This window comes from Gammaproteobacteria bacterium (ex Lamellibrachia satsuma) (genome assembly GCA_019623805.1).
GTDB lineage: Bacteria > Pseudomonadota > Gammaproteobacteria > Chromatiales > Chromatiaceae > QGON01.
Map to the genome: position 1 here is coordinate 4,271,515 of CP053680.1, position 18,163 is coordinate 4,289,677.

The 18,163-nt window shown below is 54.2% G+C and carries 15 protein-coding genes and 2 tRNA genes; 1 reads left to right on the forward strand and 16 read right to left on the reverse strand.

Annotation, left to right across the window (positions count from 1 at the left end):
- The first annotated feature begins 139 nt into the window (after positions 1–139).
- Positions 140–2,329, forward strand: a complete 2,190-nt coding sequence (locus tag HPY30_18475; protein ID QYZ67794.1) for a DEAD/DEAH box helicase family protein — start codon at positions 140–142, stop codon at positions 2,327–2,329.
- Between the two features lie 285 nt (positions 2,330–2,614).
- On the opposite strand, the gene HPY30_18480 is transcribed toward HPY30_18475, so the two are convergent.
- From HPY30_18480 to htpG, 16 genes are all read right to left on the reverse strand, one after another.
- Positions 2,615–2,688: transfer RNA gene (locus HPY30_18480), tRNA-Cys, on the reverse strand.
- Between the two features lie 82 nt (positions 2,689–2,770).
- A tRNA-Gly gene (locus HPY30_18485) sits at positions 2,771–2,846 on the reverse strand.
- 113 nt (positions 2,847–2,959) lie between these two features.
- The gene (locus tag HPY30_18490) at positions 2,960–3,397 is read right to left on the reverse strand and encodes an Hsp20 family protein (GenBank protein QYZ67795.1); all 438 of its coding nucleotides are present in this window, start codon (positions 3,395–3,397) and stop codon (positions 2,960–2,962) included.
- A gap of 3 nt (positions 3,398–3,400) precedes the next feature.
- Complete coding sequence (gene amrB / locus HPY30_18495; GenBank protein QYZ67796.1) at positions 3,401–4,951, reverse strand: AmmeMemoRadiSam system protein B; 1,551 nt, start codon at positions 4,949–4,951, stop codon at positions 3,401–3,403.
- A gap of 11 nt (positions 4,952–4,962) precedes the next feature.
- Positions 4,963–5,139: a hypothetical protein gene (locus HPY30_18500; protein QYZ67797.1), complete on the reverse strand. Its 177-nt coding sequence runs from the start codon at positions 5,137–5,139 to the stop codon at positions 4,963–4,965.
- Positions 5,139–6,116, reverse strand: a complete 978-nt coding sequence (amrS, locus tag HPY30_18505; GenBank protein ID QYZ67798.1) for an AmmeMemoRadiSam system radical SAM enzyme — start codon at positions 6,114–6,116, stop codon at positions 5,139–5,141. Before amrS ends, HPY30_18500 begins: the two co-directional genes overlap by 1 nt.
- Positions 6,113–6,379, reverse strand: coding sequence for a hypothetical protein (locus HPY30_18510; protein ID QYZ67799.1), 267 nt, complete (start codon positions 6,377–6,379; stop codon positions 6,113–6,115). The genes amrS and HPY30_18510 overlap by 4 nt, the downstream gene beginning before the upstream one ends.
- Positions 6,380–6,449: 70 nt before the next feature.
- Positions 6,450–10,088 (reverse strand): 4Fe-4S binding protein, encoded by a 3,639-nt coding sequence (locus HPY30_18515; GenBank protein ID QYZ67800.1) that lies wholly within the window; start codon positions 10,086–10,088, stop codon positions 6,450–6,452.
- A gap of 328 nt (positions 10,089–10,416) precedes the next feature.
- A complete protein-coding gene (gene pgsA, locus HPY30_18520; GenBank protein ID QYZ68130.1) occupies positions 10,417–11,001 on the reverse strand; it encodes a CDP-diacylglycerol--glycerol-3-phosphate 3-phosphatidyltransferase in 585 nt (194 codons plus the stop codon).
- 1 nt (position 11,002) lies between these two features.
- The gene (gene uvrC, locus HPY30_18525) at positions 11,003–12,835 is read right to left on the reverse strand and encodes an excinuclease ABC subunit UvrC (protein ID QYZ67801.1); all 1,833 of its coding nucleotides are present in this window, start codon (positions 12,833–12,835) and stop codon (positions 11,003–11,005) included.
- Between the two features lie 18 nt (positions 12,836–12,853).
- On the reverse strand, positions 12,854–13,477 hold the full coding sequence (locus HPY30_18530; protein QYZ67802.1) for a uracil-DNA glycosylase: 624 nt from the start codon (positions 13,475–13,477) through the stop codon (positions 12,854–12,856).
- Complete coding sequence (locus tag HPY30_18535; GenBank protein ID QYZ67803.1) at positions 13,477–14,124, reverse strand: response regulator; 648 nt, start codon at positions 14,122–14,124, stop codon at positions 13,477–13,479. Before HPY30_18535 ends, HPY30_18530 begins: the two co-directional genes overlap by 1 nt.
- 108 nt (positions 14,125–14,232) lie before the next feature.
- Entirely contained in the window at positions 14,233–14,721 is a 489-nt protein-coding gene (locus HPY30_18540; GenBank protein ID QYZ67804.1) for a DUF1249 domain-containing protein, read from the reverse strand.
- 106 nt (positions 14,722–14,827) lie between these two features.
- Positions 14,828–15,205 (reverse strand): thioredoxin, encoded by a 378-nt coding sequence (gene trxA / locus HPY30_18545; protein QYZ67805.1) that lies wholly within the window; start codon positions 15,203–15,205, stop codon positions 14,828–14,830.
- Between the two features lie 159 nt (positions 15,206–15,364).
- Positions 15,365–15,997: an adenylate kinase gene (adk, locus tag HPY30_18550; GenBank protein QYZ67806.1), complete on the reverse strand. Its 633-nt coding sequence runs from the start codon at positions 15,995–15,997 to the stop codon at positions 15,365–15,367.
- 230 nt (positions 15,998–16,227) lie between these two features.
- Positions 16,228–18,135 (reverse strand): molecular chaperone HtpG, encoded by a 1,908-nt coding sequence (gene htpG, locus HPY30_18555; GenBank protein ID QYZ67807.1) that lies wholly within the window; start codon positions 18,133–18,135, stop codon positions 16,228–16,230.
- Positions 18,136–18,163: the final 28 nt, after the last annotated feature.

Consider the following 18,163-nt stretch of genomic DNA (forward strand, 5'->3'; position numbering starts at 1 on the left):
ACTAGGTGACGACGAAACAACGCACAAACCAAAACATCCAGCAGAAGTTCCCGTTTTTACAACGACAAGCCTAACACCAGACGAGAAGGTCACCCTTTTTCTCCGCCTCTTTCAAGGCCGAGAGGATGTGTATCCAAAATTGTGGCAGAACCAAAAAACGGGCAAGAAGGGCTATTCGCCTGCCTGTTCGAATGAGTGGATTCGCGGAGTATGTGAGAAGCCCCGGGTAAAATGCGGTGAGTGCTCCAATCAGGCCTTCCTGCCGGTAACAACCGAGGTGATTCTGGACCATCTCCAGGGACGTCACATCATTGGTGTATACCCTATGCTGAAGGACGATACCTGCCGGTTTATCGCAGCCGATTTTGACAAAGCAGCTTGGCGTGAAGACGTTATGGCTTTTACGGAAACCTGTCGGCGAGCAGACGTTCCTTATGCCATTGAGCGTTCCCGTTCTGGGAATGGTGCACACGTCTGGTTCTTTTTCAGCAATCTGGTTTCCGCAGCGACAGCAAGGAAGATGGGCAGCTATTTTATTACGGAAACCATGGCCAGACGACATCAACTCAGCATGGCATCCTATGACCGGCTTTTCCCAAACCAGGATACCTTACCCAATGGTGGCTTCGGCAATCTCATCGCTCTCCCGCTTCAATATCACCCGCGACAGAAAGACAATACCCTCTTTCTGAATGACGAGCTGGAGCCATTTCCAGATCAGTGGGAATTCCTCGCATCGCTGGTTCCGATTCAGGTAGAGAAGGTTGAAAAGATCGCCATGGAAGCCACAACCTGTGGCCAGGTGACTGGTCTCCAGATTTCCATTACCGAGGAAGATGATGTTGATGCCAGCCCGTGGTTGAGGCCGCCCTCCCGAAAACCAAAGCACATTCCGATCACCGACCCCGTTCCACATCAGGTGCGAGGTATTTTATCCCAACGTTTTTACATCGAGAAAGCCGGCCTACCGTCGCCTTTGATCAATCAGATTCAACGGTTTGCCGCATTCCAGAATCCAGAATTCTACAAGAAACAAAATCTTCGACTTTCCACGGCACTGACTCCCCGCGTAATCTCCTGCGCTGAAGATCATGGAAAGCACATCAGTCTGCCGCGAGGGTGTCTCGACGACGTACGGGCATTGCTCCAGGAATACAAAAGCCACCTTGAGGTGGAAGATCTGAGAATCCTCGGCGATCCCGTGGATGTTAGCTTCTTCGGTGAATTGACCGATGCCCAGCACCATGCAGCGAAAGCCATACTCGAGCACGACAACGGCGTGATCGTGGCGCCACCTGGTTTTGGGAAAACCGTCCTTGGAACCTACCTGATCGCTGCGCGAATGTGCAGCACCTTGATCCTGGTGCATAGACAGCCGCTGTTGGAACAATGGAGATCACAGATCGGCATCTTTCTTGACCGTGATGCAAAATCAATCGGTCAGATTGGTGGCGGGAAACGCAAGCTGACAGGGCAAGTCGACGTGGCCATGATTCAGAGCCTGTCCCGAAAAGACACCATGGACGACATCGTGGCCAAGTATGGGCAGGTTATCATCGATGAATGCCACCATCTGCCAGCTGTTTCGTTCGAACGAGTCCTCTCCGAGATAAAGGCACAATACGTTGTCGGGCTGACCGCTACACCGCAGCGCCGCGACGGACACCAGCCCATCACCCATATGCAGATCGGACCGATTCGATTCAGGGTCGATCCACGTAGTCAGTTAGCGCAACGCCCCTTCGAACATCGACTTGTAGTTAGGGAAACCGGCTTTGGGCCACCCATGCAGGCATCCGATATAACCATTCAGGAACTCTACAGCCTGTTGATAGCCGATGAAAAGCGCAACGAGCGGATCATTGATGATGTGCTGCTGGCTATGGAAGAAGGTCGATCACCGATTCTGCTGACGGAACGCAAAAACCACCTTGAGGATCTCCATCAACGGTTAAAGGGCTTTGTCCGGCATATCGTCGTTCTGCAGGGAGGACAATCAGCAAAAGAACGGCGCAAAGTCCAGGAACAACTCGCTTCTATTCCAATGGAAGAGGAGCGCCTCCTGCTGGCAACCGGAAGGTACATCGGAGAAGGATTCGACGATGCACGCCTGGATACCCTGTTTCTTTCGCTACCGGTTTCGTGGAAAGGCACACTCGTGCAATATGCTGGGCGACTGCACAGGTTGCATCCTGGTAAGCGCGAAGTGCGTATTGTCGACTACGTTGATGGCAAGGTGCCAATGCTCGCAAGAATGTATGAAAAACGACGTGTCGGCTATCGCTTAATGGGATACCGAGAAGAGGATAGCAGGACTTTCCTCGATTAGCCGTATAAGTCAACGACACAGGCCGCCCCCACCCCGCAGAGGCTCTTGTATCAGTAGTATGGATTGACGAGTTTCAGTGCCAGAACTTGACGTTGAATTTCCAGCAGAGAAATACAAGAAAATGGAGTGAAAAACTGCCGTCCACGGCTTTTCTGTCCGTTACACGAGTGTCTTCTTTTGGTTTTTCGAGTGGCAGGAGTGGTTTTTGTGACAAAAAATGCCGATTTTCGCTTAAAGTGATATGGAGATAATGACTATATTCTATTGATTAATAGAACAATAAAATGGAGGCTGAGCCCGGAATCGAACCGAGGTCCACGGCTTTGCAGGCCGCTGCATAACCACTCTGCCACTCAGCCTATGAGAGGCTCAGATTCTACCACCATTGAGGCGTAGATCTTGAAACAAAAAAGCCTCGGTTTAGCCGAGGCTCTTTAAAATTGGAGCGGGAAACGAGATTCGAACTCGCGACCCCAACCTTGGCAAGGTTGTGCTCTACCAGCTGAGCTATTCCCGCGTCACTTAAGAACGAGGCGTATTTTAACGACACAGGTGCTACTGTCAACCCTTTATCCCTCTACACAATAGAAAACAAGGATTTAAGGTCCACTCCCTCTCCATATGGCGAAATCAGTAACGAAAACCCTCACGCACCGGCAGGGTAATAGTAACCAGGCTCTCACTTTCAACCCGTTTCATATTCTCCACATCTGCATCCCTGGGAATCGAAATACGTTGACTGAAACTGCTCGAACTGCGACTGTAACTGTAGCTACCCCGCTCATTGCTCCGTTCTGCCTCCTGGCTGGTATCATTACTGATCACCAGGAATCTTCCCTTCACATTCACCTGAACCGCTTGGGGATCGATGTTTTCGGTATGGATCCTTACCACATACCCCGCTTCACTCCTGCTTTTCTCGACTCTCAACCGTTGAAAATGGCGAAAACTGGACGTTTGGTAAGGTGATCCCATGTATCCCGGATATCCATAGAGCGGCTGGGCATTCGCCAGGAAGGCAAGACTCAGCAACACAGCCAAACTCAACATTGTCAGTAACCGTTTCATCTCTTACTCCTTTGCAGCCTCATGGCTAGAGCCAAAAGGTGCTGCATACTTCTCACTGTAGAACACTTCAAACTCTGCCCCATCTTTCCAGGCATCAGCGGACAATCCCGCCTTTCTCGCCAGATAGGTCAACGTCTGCTCCCGATTCCAGCCCTGCTCCACCGCAACCTCCGGAAGAAAAACTGCACTGCGCCCCTGTTTTTTAAAAATAATACCCTGTTGGCCCACTTTGAAAGCTTCGAAGTGGGCAATGGGACGCGGAGGTGTCAATACACTCACCTCGATCTCAAGCCCCTCCAACTCTTCCGGGGTTACCGGCGGAAAGCGGCGATCCCGTACCGCTGCATTGCCGCCATTATTCAACACTGCCTGGAAGAGTGGGTCGCGTGGTCGAATATAGCCAATACAACCACGCAACATACCGTCCTTTTTAAGGGTCACAAACGCCCCTGAAGGTCGCTCAAGCTCCGGTGGCAGATTGCGCAGCAACTGCTCACCTTCATGCTTGTCATCCAGTACCGCACGCCTGATTCCGGCCACTGCAATCTGGTGCAATCTCTTGAGCTGCTCACTGCCCAGACGCCTGACTGAACCCTGGCTGCCAGCGATTGCTGTCGGAACATTCACTGCAATCACCACGTAGCTGACCGAATTTTCATAGTTGCCTGTCAGTTGGCCACTGGTCTTATAGGCCAGTGGCTCCAGTTCCGCCGAGACTGGCAACATGTGCAACAGCAGTGCAATGGGACGAAACCCACAGATGGTGATTCCGGTGCGCTGTTGATAGTCAAGAAACCCCTTTGCATCCCTCGCCACTATCCGCTCAATCGCCCCCCCATCAAGTTGCTGGATATTTGCAGGCGTCTCATCATTCAACGGAAACGGCGTATAGCCAAACCGTTTGCCATAGTGGGCGAAGTCGCTGGAAACCACCACCAGAGTCTGCTCATCCGCCAGTTCACGCAGCAGTTTTGCTGCCTGCGGGTAGGCCTCATCGTCCATCTGCCCCACAAGTACCGGCACCAGTTTCCAACCCGGCTCCAGTACACGCTGCAGTAACGGCAGTTCAATTTCGATGCTGTGTTCCCGTTTGTGTGCCTTTGCATCTGCACTGACAAGAGGCGATTTGCGCAACTGCTGTACTGCAACATGGTCAAGCGGCACTGAGCCTAGCGGAGTCTGGTAGGCAGCTACATCTGCAATAGAGAGTCCTTTGAAGGCGCTGTAGTGGCTGGGCGCCAGCAACAGAACCCGTTTGTAATCCATGCCTCGCACCAACTTGAAGGCTTTGGCTGCGGTTGGCCCGCTGTACATATAACCGGCATGGGGAACGATCAGCGCCCGGAGAGGATTTTTCGCCTTGGACTGGGCATCGGAAGGATCATCCAGAAAGCCGTCCACAACCTTGGACAGCTGTAGCGGATTCACCGGATACCAGGAGCCTGCAAGCACACTCTCCCTGATCTTTTCACCCGCAAGGGACTGGGATATCAGCAACAGCCCCGCCAGCAAAAGCGCGGAAATTACCCATCGCTGAAATCGACCGAGTCTCATTCTTCTCTCCTCTATTCGTCCTCTCCCCTGGGCCGATAGTAGTCCGCTTCACGCATGGCCATTTTCTCCTCCCGCGTGCTTCCTACCGCCCAAGGGAGGGCCATCACTCCTGCAATCATACCGCCCAGTACTCCCAGAAAACGCCTGCGAGAGTGCCCGTTGCGTCTCCACACCTCCCTCATCCTCATTACCAGACTCCCGGAACCGGCTCATTGCAGGTCGGACAACGACCGTCGCTGGTCAGTTTGTATTCACTGATCATGAAACCCTCTCTCTTGATCAATAGAGTGCCATCGACCGGACAGTAGGTTGAATTACCTTTATGCCCTGAGATATTGCCGATATAAACATATTCCAATCCCGCATCCATCGCCTCCTGACGCGCACGATCCAGGGTCTCTCCCGGCGTCGGCGGCAGGTTGCGCATCCGGTACATGGGATGAAAGCGGCTGAAATGGAGGGGAGTGCCTTCTCCCAGCTCACGCCTGATCCACTTCGCCATGCGCCGGATCATGGAGAGATCATCGTTCAGCGTCGGGATAAGCAGGTTGGTCACCTCCAGCCAGACCTCCTCCTCCCGAAACGTCACCAGGGCATCCAATACCGGCTGCAGCGTTGCCCCGGTTGTTTTGCGGTAGAAGCCGTCGTCGAAGGCCTTCAGATCGGTGTTAGTGGCGTCGATCACTTTACAGAGACGGCGTAGAGGCTCAGTGTTGATATAGCCGGCAGTGATGAACACATTCTTCATCCCGGCCTCATGAGCCAGGATACTGCTGTCATAGACATATTCGTAGAAGACCACCGGATCGGAGTAAGTATAGGCGATGCTTTCGCAGCCCTGATCTCTGGCCAGGTCGATGAGATCCACGGGGTCAGCGTTGAAGATCTCCTCTATCTCCTCCCCACCGCTTTGGGAAAGTTGCCAGTTCTGGCAGTTAAGGCAGTGCAGGTTGCAGCCTGCCGTCGCAATGGAAAACACGGGTGAACCGGGATGAAAATGGTAGAGCGGTTTCTTCTCCATCGGGTCGATATGCATCGCGGAGGGCCGTCCGTAGGTGGAAGCCAGCAGTTTGCCACCAACATTGACCCGCACCCGGCAGTCACCAGCCCCTCCTTCGGGGATCACACACTTGCGCGGACAGAGTTCGCAAACCACCTCTCTCATGGCGTTCCTCCGTGCTTGGGTAGCTGCAACTCCGCTGGTTTGGCGACATGGAACCACTCAGCTTCATGAGCACTCAACTTGCCGCTATCCAGTCTTTCTTGGAAGATTTCCATATCGATACGCCGCCAGCTTGAGCCAGTCATCTCCCCCTCTTGCTGCCCGACCAAAAACAACGCGATCACGACCAACGTCAGGCTCAACAGCCCGATGAGTCTGTAATCACTGCTATGCCAATGCCGGATCGCTTGTAACATGGAAATCATGGCCTAAATTTCCCGCTTTCTTCTAACAGTTTAGACAGAAACCAGTGGCCTGTGTTTTACCCGGTTACCGCTATCTCTCCTTCCCAAATCCACGGGGCTTGAGATGGGTATCCCTACCGGTAAGACAGCGGTTACAACGGATACAGTCGATGTCGAAGGTTTCCCGCACCCCGAGGTCACAATGGTTGAAACGGCGCTCCGGCGCCAGTCGCTGCAACAGGGCAAATTTATTACCGAAGGCCAAAAACGCCCCCAGCGGGCAGAGATAACGACACCAAAAGCGGTAGTGAAAAAGCGCCCCCAGCATGACCAACAGCAGTATTCCAAGCATCCATTCTGGCCAGTGCTCACCGAATACATACTGCATCGGATCGAATAGCGCCCAGGATGAATCACCGCTACCCCATACCACAATCAACAGCAAGCCGAGCAGCAGGTACTTCAAAAACCGCAGCCGGGAATCCAACGGGCGGCTGGCATAGCTGCGCAAGCCCAGCCGATGCCCGATTCGGGAGACAAACTCCTGCAATGCCCCGAACGGACAGAGATAGCCGCACCAAACAGGACCAAACATCACTGTCGTAACAAGCGCAAATCCTATCAACAGCCAGTGTTGCGGATTATCGGCAACAGAGGCGAAAAAACCCAGGCCCAAGTTGACCAGATCCACCTCAGTCACCTGACTGTTGAGCCAAAACCCAAGAACCATCAAGGCAGCGAACTGATAGATTAATCTGCCGTTTTCACTGCCTGAAAGATAAACGGGAAAAAACAGCAGCAATAGTCCCACAGTCACCATAATCGCAGGAGAGTACCAAGCAGATTGTGCCTCCTCTTGTGATACGACTTGAGCAAAACTTTTGCCGAACGCGGTTTGCCCTGCCACATGAGCCGCCTGGTTGATCGATGCCAATGCCGCCTCACTGCTGACGGTTGCTCCGGTGAGGGCATCAACACGGGAAAGTGATAATGATTCAGCCGAGAGATCTGTCCCTGCAAGACTGGTAAGCCAACCATCGATGCCGGAAATATAGGAGGGGGTCTCATTGGAATCGATATAACGCACACCCCGTAATCGCCCCATTGCATCCACGGAGAGCAACAGATTGAGCGGTCCTGCAAATCCCAACACATCCGGCGCTGCTGCCATTGAAGCCAGAGAGACAGTATCTGCCTGACCATCTGGAGCCGAGCCAATATAGTGAATGAATGGCATTTCCTTCAGTTCAAATACACTTGATTCACTGACTGCTGCCAGCAATTGATCGCTGAAGTGGAGTTGAGGCGCAGGTTTTATGACCTGCTGATACTGTGCCCAGGCAAGACTCAGCAACACGAGAAAAACCAGCCCCCATCCCAGATTGGGCCAGGGAAAGGCGTGTCTGCCCCTGAGGTGTAGTGGCGACATTCCTTGTGGCACTAATGCTGTAAACAGCAAAGGTAGAAGCATCAATAGGGTGAATATCGCCAGCAGATAGCTGCTCCATTCAATACCAAGCAGTGGCACCATCAAAGCCCCTGTCACCAATCCGCCAACAGCACCACCCAGATTATCCGCCGCCTGGTTAATGCCACTACTACGCACCACCACCGCCTGCTCCAACTCGGTGATCTTCACTCCCAGCGGAAATCCTGTACCCACCAGCAGGCCCAACAGCAGCGAGATCAGGGGGTAGCCCCACTCCTGCCAGCCAATCGCCAACTGACCAAGCCAATTCAACAGATGAGGTAGCACAACCAGAACGGCGGTCACCAGTATCAGCACGATCCCCAGGCGGAGGGCAGGACGATCGATACGAGCCAACAGACTGCCCGCCCCTGCCCCTAACGCAAGACCTGTCATAAAAAGCCCATTGAGCAGGGCCACCCGCTCAAACATAAAGCCGACATGGGACTGGTAACTGAACAGCACGGCAAGCTGGGCGGCCATCGCGACCAGTCCGAGTACGAAAAGGATTTGCATGGATACCTTGCGCAGACGACTGCTGCGTTGACCAGCCTCAAGTGAGGCGCGGAGCAGCCATAGCAGAAGAAACAGCAACATCGGCAGCAGATAAGCCCAGATTCCCACGCCGCGCAGTTGCTCCATCCAGTCGGCAAAGCCAGAGGCACTGAACTGGCCCCATAACAGCATGTTCAGGTAGTAGGTAACAGGCTGTGCATCGCTGTTGCGCTCGCTACCGGGCTGCTCCAGCTGATCCCGCACAAAACGCACCTCATCATCCGGCAGGATCGTGTAGAAGACTTTCGCCGGAAACCGATGATCTTCGAGCGGAATATCAAGGTAACGCGATTCCAGCTCCGATGCCGATTCGGTCACCCGTCCGGCAGTGGTGGAAGCACAGAAGAGATAGTTGTCACCGGGTGCGACCGCGATATTTGGCAGCACCTCCCGCAGCGTGCGAAAGACCGATCCACTGAAACTGCGAACTGTGCGCCCGAGATAGTTGGATGCACCGCTCACGCGGGTGCAAAACACCCCGTCCGGCCCGAGTTGATGCCGCACACCCTGATAGAACTCCGAGGTGAAATAGCGGTTGCTGTAGGCGCTGGAAGGCGTCGCATTAAGCACCAGCACCAGATTGTAGTTTTCGGCCGCCGACAGGCTGTTGATATAGCGTCGACCATCCATGAAGTGAAGTTGGACACGGGGATCGGCCAGTGCCTTGCGGCTCTGCTCCGGCAGAAAGGGCATGACTTTCCGGAAGGCCTGCTCATCCTCCTCCACCACGTCGATTCGGGTGACCGGATAGTGCAACAGCTCCACCGCTAGGCCACTGGCAAATCCGCCGAGCAGTAGTATCCGTTTTGCACCTGCCGCCTGGGACATAAGATAGGCAGCCTGCTGACGAATCTCTAGCGGCAAGGGAAAACTCTCTGTTACTTGGCCGTTATTCACCAGCGTCGTCTGTTCGCCAAAGCCCGCTATAGCCAAATGCCCATAGCGAGTCTCCGTCGTATCGAACAACTCCAGGCCCGGCTGCAAGGTGGAAAAACGCAGGGTCTCCATATGCCGGTCGAGCCAGGGACTGACGACAGGTAAAGCAATGATTACACCAAGAACTGCCAGCAGGATAGCTGGCCGACGTGATCCGGCGTTGCAGCGTTTTAATTTTAACGCTGTAACCGCCAGCAACAGGGTAGTCACCCCGAGCGTACCGGTGATTCCCAACCACTGTATAAAGACAAAGGTGAAGAGCACCCCACCCAGCAGAGCCCCCAGTGCATCTGCAATGTAGAGCCGGGATATATCCCTGACGTTTTCCTGATTCTCCCCACCACCGGCAAAATCCCGCAAGGCCTTGCAGGCCAGCGGAAAGGCGAAACCCAACAGCAGGCCGCCGGGGGCAACGATCAGAAAGAGGGAGAGAAAGAGCTCCCCCAGTGGTACGAATTCGCTGGCGGAGACATCCAACAGCAGACGCACAGTACGCAGCATCAACACCTGCAGGATCAGTACCAAAGGTAGCAGTAGCAACAGACGGCTGATCCAGGGTAGAGGATCCTGCACCATAGGCCGTTCCCGCCAACGCACCACCAGCAGGGAACCCAGCGCCAACCAGAAGAGCCAGCTGCCAAAGAAGGCGCCCAGACTGACTTCGTTGCCGTAGAAGACCACCAGCCCCTCCCTGATCAGAAGAGCCTGCACGATCTGGGAATAGGCGCCCAGAATCAGGATGGCGAAAAAGACCCTGCGGCTGGTTGGCATACCCTTAGTTTAGGAGACTGTCGGGTTTAACACTGTTTGGCTGCAAATCCCTGGATGACGATCAACTCAGCTTATCGAACTCGTTAAATAGGTCCACTATTCGCCTCGTTCGATAAACTGATTTGATTCGCCCCCAGAGATTTTCGCATCAAACGGAAAAACCCGACAGCCTCCCAGGTGAAATTATCCACCAGGAAATACCAACTACGCGTAAGCCTGATCAAGCACAGCGGATCAGGCAAAACACGCTACGAACAAACAGCGTATGCCGGAACCATTACGCTTGATCCAGCCTACATTTCAGGATGGGGTGGAATAAGCTGGTTGCTCACTCTTTTTCCAATTCACCCTCAACCACAATCTTGCCCATCAGACTTGGCCAGGCTGCACGCAGGTAGATGACCATCGACCAGAGCGTCAGAATCGCCGAGATATAGAGCAGAACAAAACCGACTGTATGGATCGGCAATCCCCATAAGTCTTGCTGAATAATCAGCAGCAGAATAGCCAGCATCTGAGCCGCAGTTTTGAATTTTCCGATGGCTGACACCGCCACCTGAGCTCGAGCCCCCAGTGCGGCCATCCACTCCCGCAGGGCCGATATGGTGATCTCTCGTCCGATAATGATGGCGGCGGGAAGCGCCAGCCATGGGGTTGGTTCCGACTGCACCAGCAATAACAGGGCAACGGCTACCATCAGCTTGTCGGCGACCGGATCAAGAAATGCTCCAAAGGGTGACACCTGTCCCCAGCGACGGGCCAGAAATCCATCCAGCCAGTCTGTAACTGCTGCCAGAGCAAAAACAGCAGCGCAGCCTATCCGCGCCCACTCAACCGGCAGATAGAAAATCAGCACAAAGACCGGTATCAGTACGATCCGCAGCAAAGTGAGAAGATTGGGGATGTTCCACATATTAATCTTCTCCATGAAAGGTCTGGTAAATCTGTTCTGCAAGCTTCTGGCTGACGCCTTCCACCCGCGATATATCCTCAATGCCGGCCCGGGCAAGCTCCTGCAGACCACCGAACTGTCTCAGTAGCCTTTGGCGCCGCTTGGGGCCGATGCCGGGGATCTCCTCCAACACCGAGGTTCTGCGTTTACGCTCTCGACGCTGTCGATGAGCGGTGATGGCGAAGCGGTGGGCCTCGTCCCGAATCTGCTGAACCAGATGCAGCGCGGGGGAGTCCGCAGGCAGTATAATCGGCGTACTGCTGCCTAACAAGAAGAGCTGCTCCATTCCTGCTTTTCGATCCGGTCCCTTGGCCACGCCCACCAGAGTCAATCCGGAAACCCCCAACTCCCGCAGACTCTCCTCCACTACGCTGATCTGCCCCCTGCCGCCGTCAATGAAGAGGATATCCGGTAGCGGCACCTCACCTTTTTTGATACGGGTGTAACGGCGTTCCAGCGCCTGCTGCATGGCAGCATAGTCGTCTCCCGGTGTGACCCCCTCAATATTGAAACGACGATAGTCGGACTTCAGCGGCCCCTGCTCGTTGAACACCACGCAGGAGGCCACAGTCAGTTCACCTCGGGTATGGCTGATGTCGAAACACTCCATGCGAGCAGGCACTTCCGGCAGATCCAGTGCCTGTTGCAGTGCTTCCAGCCGTCCCTCCATATCGATACGGCTGGCTAACCGGGCCTTGAGCGCCAGCGCCGCATTGCCTTCGGCCATCCTGAGCCAGCGAACCCGCTCTCCTCTGACCCGGCTACTGATACGCACTTTGTGTCCCGACTGATTACTTAACACCTCTTGCAGCAGGATCCTGTCCGTTGGTTCTTTATTGAGGATAATCTCGGAAGGCACCGGCTTGTCGAGATAGTATTGAGAAACAAACGCCGACAGCACACTGGCCTCATTGGCCCCGGATGGTATCCCGGGATAGAAACTCTTATTGCCCAGATTGCGTCCCGAGCGGATAAAAAAGACCTGCACACAGGCACTGCTTCCTGCCAGGGAGACCGCCACGATATCTAGATCACCGCCCTCCCCGCTGACATACTGGCGCTCCTGAATACGCCGCAGCCGTTTGATCTGATCCCGGTAGATCGCCGCTTTTTCAAACGCCTGTGACTGTGAAGCTGACTCCATGCGCTCCACCAATTCGTCGATCACACGGTTGGCCTTGCCTTCCAGAAAAAGCACCGCATGTCGCACATCTCTGGCGTAGGTCTCTTCATCGACCAGATCGACGCAGGGGGCATCACACCGTTTGATCTGATACTGCAGGCAGGGCCGGGAGCGATTGCGGAAGAAACTCTCTTCGCACTGACGCACGGAGAAGAGTTTTTGCAGAATCTGCAGTGTTTCGCGGGTCGAACCGGCGCTGGGATAGGGACCAAAATAGCGCCCCTTACCCACGCGGGCACCACGCCGAAAGCTCAGACGGGGAAACTTCTGATCAGTGGAGAGATGGATGTAGGGATAGCTCTTGTCGTCCCGCAGCAGAATGTTGTATTTGGGCTTCAGCGACTTGATCAGGTTGTTTTCCAGGATCAACGCTTCCGCTTCAGTATGGGTCACCACCACCTCGATGCCCTCGATCTGGGAGACCATCAGCTGGATACGCCGGTTCAGAGAGCGGCTGAAGTAGCTGCTGACCCGCTTTTTCAGGTTCTTCGCTTTGCCGACATAAAGGAGCTTGTCATCCTGGCCCAACATCCGGTAGACACCGGGACGGGTGGTCAGTGTCGAGAGAAAAGTCTTGGCATCAAAGCCGGGGTTAGACGGTGTCTCACTCATGCGGCGTAGTATACCGGGTTAGAGCAGGCCTCTTGCGCGGGCGAAGACGTCTTGAAACATCTTGGTGGTAAGGCGTTTGGTCTGGGTGTTGTAACGGCTGCAGTGGTAGGAATCGAGCAGCCGCAACCCGTTGGGTAGTTGATGCTCGGCGGCATGCCCAAAAAGATAGTCCTTCTGCCTGCCATCGCAGGCCTTCACTACCGCCTTATGGGCAATGGAACCGAGCGCAAGGATCACACTGTTCCCGACAAGCATCTGCAACTCCTCCCGAAGAAAGTCGTTGCAGGCGTTGATCTCCGCACCCACGGGTTTGTTCTGCGGCGGCAGGCACTTCACCGCGTTGGTGATGCGGCAGTTGTGCAGCGTCAGTCCATCATCCGCAGCGCGGGATTCCGGGGCGCTGGCGAAACCGAACCTGTGCAGCGTTTCATAGAGCAGGATGCCGGCATGGTCACCGGTAAATGGACGGCCGGTTGCATTCGCCCCGTGCATACCTGGCGCAAGTCCAACGATGAGCAGCTGGGCGTCAGAGGCGCCAAACGGGGCTACCGGACGTGCATGATAGGCTGGGTAGTCGGCTTTGACTTGATCGAGAAAGGTCGCCAGCCTCGGGCAGAGGCGGCACTCCAGATTGAACGGCATCAGCTCTGACCGTTGTCGTTGAGGATACCGTAACGATAGGCGAGACGGGTCAGTTCCACATCGTTACGCACACCGAGTTTCTCGTAGATGCGCTGACGGTAGGTACTGACGGTTTTCGGACTCAGGCAAAGCCCGTCTGAGATCTCCTGATTGCGTTGACCCTCCAGGATCAGCAGCATGACCTGCATCTCCCGTGACGAGAGTTCCTGGAAAGGCGTTGCGGACTGACGCTTCCAATCGGTGAGAATATGTTTTCTCGCCATCTCCGACGATACATAGGGTTCGCCCCGGTGGACGGTGCGGATTGCTTTGATCATCTCGTCCGCCGGACAACCTTTTGTAAGGTATCCTGCGGCCCCAACCTCGTTTAGCCGGGCAGGAAATGGATCGTCATCGAGTACGGTCAATGCTATGACTTTCAGGGCAGGATTGATACGCAGGATACGCCGGGTCGCCTCGATTCCACCGATGCCCGGCATGTTCACATCCATCAAAACGACATTGGGAGAGGCCTGTTGGACCATCTGCAACGCATCTTCACCGTTGGCTGCCTCTGCCACGACTTCAATATCAGAGGCACGTTCGAGAATACCCTTGACACCGGTTCGCACCAACTCATGATCGTCAACCAGCAATACCCGAATCATAGATTCCCCATAAACACTGAAAAGCTGCGTCCCGCATTTGCATTCACCCTTGCCGAAGCACCCGGGAATTCTACAGTGTTGTTAACCGTTGAGAAACAATGTTATTGCCTACAGTGCTTCGAAGGCATGGATACCGGAAAACTCGGCCCCTCCCGGGTTGAAACTGTGTCCCTGCAGCACACAATAAGCCAGCCATTTAGAGAGAAAGAGATTGATTTTCCAACGCTGTTCGAGCGTTGGGTTGTCACCCCAGCGTTTGAGAGGCAGTGCTGACTGGCGAATATCGATCACATCCACCTGTCTTGAATCGTGATAGACACGCAACATTGCGTCAGGGTCGGGATAGTGCCCGGTGGCATGAGGAAAATAGTAGGTCAAATGGAGAAGTGTTGTGTATGGCGTCTGCTCCTTGATCTCCAGATGCAGATCCATGCCGTGGTCAAGGCATGAGAGCAGCTCGCCTTTGATCAGGTGCAGTTCCGGGGCCATACGCATCAGCAGACGATAGTTCTCCTCGCTGAGGTCGATCACCACACCCACCGTTGGCCGCCCACTCAGCAGACTTCTTATACTCCAGGGGTAGTAAGGTGCTCTCATGATCCTGAAACTGGTGATCAATGCATATGAATTTTAGCTGCATGCCCCATAAAAAAAAACCCGGCAGTCGGGACTACCGGGGTTTTCTCTTTATTAAGTGGATTGATCAGGCGTTCTGCCCGCCCTTCTGTTCCGCCTCGATCTGGGCACGGACCTCGTCCATGTCCAGTCCACCGGCTTGGCCAATCAGCTCCTTGAAAGCTGACTCAGGCAGCGCACCGGGCTGGGAAAAGATGATGATCTGATCGCGAAAAATCATCAGGGTCGGTATGGAACGAACCTGGAACTGCATCGCCAGCTCCTGCTCATCCTCTGTATTGACCTTGGCAAAAACGATCTCGGAATGATCCTCTGATACCGCCTCATAGGTCGGTGCGAAGGAACGGCAGGGACCACACCAAGGTGCCCAGAAATCGATAATCACGAAATCGTTATTGGAAATAGTCTCTTCAAAATTTTCTTTGGTCAGCTCTACGACAGCCACGTTGCAGCCTCTTAAATCCAGTGAAATCCGCCAGAATAATATCAGGATGTTCTAATAAAGTCATCCGTCTGTCAGACTGGTATCACTTTAGTTCTTCGATTGGGTTTTTCCACAAAAAAGCCGGGGAGATCCCGGCTCTCTATTTCCCGGCCTGTCTCTTCAGCCCAGACCGGTGAAAATCTGGTCGCGAATATCATCGACACCACCGACGCCGTTGATTTTCACATAGTTGCAATCTTCCTTTTCATAAAAGGCGATCAGCGGTTCAGTCTGATCATGATAGATCTTGAGACGAGCTTTGACGGTCTCTTCCTGATCGTCGTCACGCTGAATCAGATCTTCGCCGGTTTCGTCGTCTTTGCCCTCAACTTTCGGCGGATTGTAGACGAGATGGTAGGTACGACCGGATGCGAGATGCACACGACGACCGGCCATACGTTTGACAATCTCTTCGTCGGGCACGTCGATTTCCACCACGGCATCGATAGGCACGCCTGCCGCCTTTAAAGCTTCCGCCTGAGGAATGGTGCGGGGAAAACCATCAAACAGATAGCCTGCCTTGCAGTCATCTTCGGTGATGCGTTCTTTTACCATGCCCATGATGATGTCATCGGAGACGAGACCGCCTTCATCCATGATCTTCTTGGCAGCCACGCCCAGCTCGGAGCCCGCTTTGACATGAGCACGAAGCATATCGCCAGTGGAGATCTGGGGAATACCGTACTTCTCCTTGATGTAGTTAGCCTGGGTACCTTTGCCGGCGCCGGGGCCGCCTAACAGAATCACGCGCATGATGAAGCTCCATCTGGTGTTTGTTTATGGTGGACGGAGTCTGACACAGCACCACCCAGCCGACTATTCGAGGCTATCAATGGGTGGATATACGGGTCTTATGGTGATTGATGAAAAATATCGGAACATAGGTCGGGTTACGATGCGCGCCAAGCCAAGTGGTAAATCCCAGCTTGAATCGCGGCGCATCTAACCCGACCTACAGAACTACCACTGTGTGTTAACGAACGCTATTTACCCGACAGGTTGAGCATCAGGCCATTCAGACGCCGTACGAAAGCGGCCGGGTCGTCCAGCTGCCCCCCCTCTGCCAGTTGCGCCTGATCGAACAGAACCTGGGTCAGATCCCCGAAACGGGCCTCATTATCTTCATTTTCCAGACGTTCCACCAGCGGATGCTCCAGGTTAATCTCTATGATTGGAGCGGTGGCGGGCGCATCCTGACCCACGGACTTGAGTACCCGGGCAAGGTTGGCGCTCATGTCGTGGTCTTCCACTACCAAACAGGCAGGGGAGTCGGTAAGCCGGTGGCTGATGCGCACCTCTTTGACACCATCGCCGAGCACATCCTTCATTTTTTCCAGCAGGCCTTTGTGCTCCTCCGCCTGCTTCTCCTGAGAAGCCTTCTCTTCCTCGTCATCCATGTCACCCAAGTCGAGTTCGCCCTTTGCCACAGACTGTAACGACTTACCTTCATACTCGGTAAGGCCGGACACCAACCACTCATCCACCCGGTCAGAGAGCAGCAGGACTTCAATGCCCTTCTTCTTGAAGACCTCCAGATGAGGACTGAAACGTGCGGCAGCAGCGCTTTCAGCGGTAATATAGTAGATCTTCTCCTGTTCCTCAGACATGCGAGAGATGTAATCATCCAGCGAGACATTCTGCTCGTCGCCTTCATTATGAGTGGAGGCAAAACGCAGCAGCGCAGCTATCTTATCTTTGCTGCCGAAGTCCTCTGCGGGTCCCTCTTTCATAACCTTGCCGAACTGATCCCAGAAAGTCTGATACTTTTCCGCATCGTTTTTCGCCATCTTCTCCAGCACACCCAGCACGCGTTTGGTGTTGGCCTGGCGAATAGTATCGATCTTGCGGTTGTGCTGCAGGATCTCGCGGGAGACGTTGAGTGGCAGATCGTCGGAATCGACCACTCCCTTGACGAAGCGCAGATAGCGCGGCATCAGTTTTTCCGCCTCGTCCATGATGAAGACACGGCGCACGAAGAGTTTTACCCCGTGTTTCTGATCCCGATCCCACATATCGAAAGGTGCGCGACTCGGGATGTATAGCAGTGCGGAATACTCGTTATTTCCTTCCACCCGGTTATGGGCATGGGCCAGCGGCGCTTCGAAATCGTGGGAGACGTGCTTGTAGAAATCGTTGTACTCCTCATCGGTGATCTCGGATTTGGCGCGCATCCACAAAGCAGTACCGGTATTGACCCGTTCAAATTCAGGAGCCTCAGGTTTCTCTTCCTCCTCACCGTTGAACTCCTTTTCCATCTCCACCGGCATGGAGATGTGGTCGGAGAATTTGGAGATGATGCCGCGCAGACGGTAGCCAGCCAGGAACTCCTTCTCATCCTCATTCAGATGGAGGATCACATCGGTACCCCGGCTTGGTTTGTCGACGTTTTCAATGCTGTAGGCGCCCTGTCCGTCCGATTCCCAGCGCACGCCGTGCTCCTCACCCAGACCGGCGCGGCGGGTAACCAGTGTCACCTTGTCGGCAACGATAAAGGCGGAGTAGAAACCGACACCAAACTGGCCGATCATCTCGCTGTCCTTACTCTGATCGCCCGTCATCGATTCGAAGAATTTCTTGGTGCCGGAACTGGCGATGGTGCCAATGGTCTCGGACACCTCATGCCGGTTCATACCGATACCGTTATCTGAGATGGTAAGTGTTCCCGCCTCCTCATCGAAGGTGACGCGGATCTTCAGATCCGGATCGTTTTCGAAGAGTGCATCATCGGTTAACGACTCGAAACGCAGCTTCTCTGCCGCGTCCGAGGCATTTGAGATCAATTCGCGCAGAAAGATCTCTTTGTTGCTGTAGAGAGATCGTATAACCAGGTTTAAAACCTGACTGACTTCCGCCTGGAATTCCAGGGTCTCTTTTTGTGCTTCAACAGACATGGGTGAAAGCGACCTCCATCGCAGTCAA

Bases quoted from the DNA above. Each gene is read 5' to 3' on its own strand.
- HPY30_18490 (QYZ67795.1), bottom strand. From the start codon at position 3,397: ATGAAACGGTTACTGACAATGTTGAGTTTGGCTGTGTTGCTGAGTCTT.
- amrB (QYZ67796.1), bottom strand. From the start codon at position 4,951: ATGAGACTCGGTCGATTTCAGCGATGGGTAATTTCCGCGCTTTTGCTG.
- HPY30_18500 (QYZ67797.1), bottom strand. From the start codon at position 5,139: ATGAGGATGAGGGAGGTGTGGAGACGCAACGGGCACTCTCGCAGGCGT.
- amrS (QYZ67798.1), bottom strand. From the start codon at position 6,116: ATGAGAGAGGTGGTTTGCGAACTCTGTCCGCGCAAGTGTGTGATCCCC.
- HPY30_18510 (QYZ67799.1), bottom strand. From the start codon at position 6,379: ATGATTTCCATGTTACAAGCGATCCGGCATTGGCATAGCAGTGATTAC.
- HPY30_18515 (QYZ67800.1), bottom strand. From the start codon at position 10,088: ATGCCAACCAGCCGCAGGGTCTTTTTCGCCATCCTGATTCTGGGCGCC.
- pgsA (QYZ68130.1), bottom strand. From the start codon at position 11,001: ATGTGGAACATCCCCAATCTTCTCACTTTGCTGCGGATCGTACTGATA.
- uvrC (QYZ67801.1), bottom strand. From the start codon at position 12,835: ATGAGTGAGACACCGTCTAACCCCGGCTTTGATGCCAAGACTTTTCTC.
- HPY30_18530 (QYZ67802.1), bottom strand. From the start codon at position 13,477: ATGCCGTTCAATCTGGAGTGCCGCCTCTGCCCGAGGCTGGCGACCTTT.
- HPY30_18535 (QYZ67803.1), bottom strand. From the start codon at position 14,124: ATGATTCGGGTATTGCTGGTTGACGATCATGAGTTGGTGCGAACCGGT.
- HPY30_18540 (QYZ67804.1), bottom strand. From the start codon at position 14,721: ATGAGAGCACCTTACTACCCCTGGAGTATAAGAAGTCTGCTGAGTGGG.
- adk (QYZ67806.1), bottom strand. From the start codon at position 15,997: ATGCGCGTGATTCTGTTAGGCGGCCCCGGCGCCGGCAAAGGTACCCAG.
- htpG (QYZ67807.1), bottom strand. From the start codon at position 18,135: ATGTCTGTTGAAGCACAAAAAGAGACCCTGGAATTCCAGGCGGAAGTC.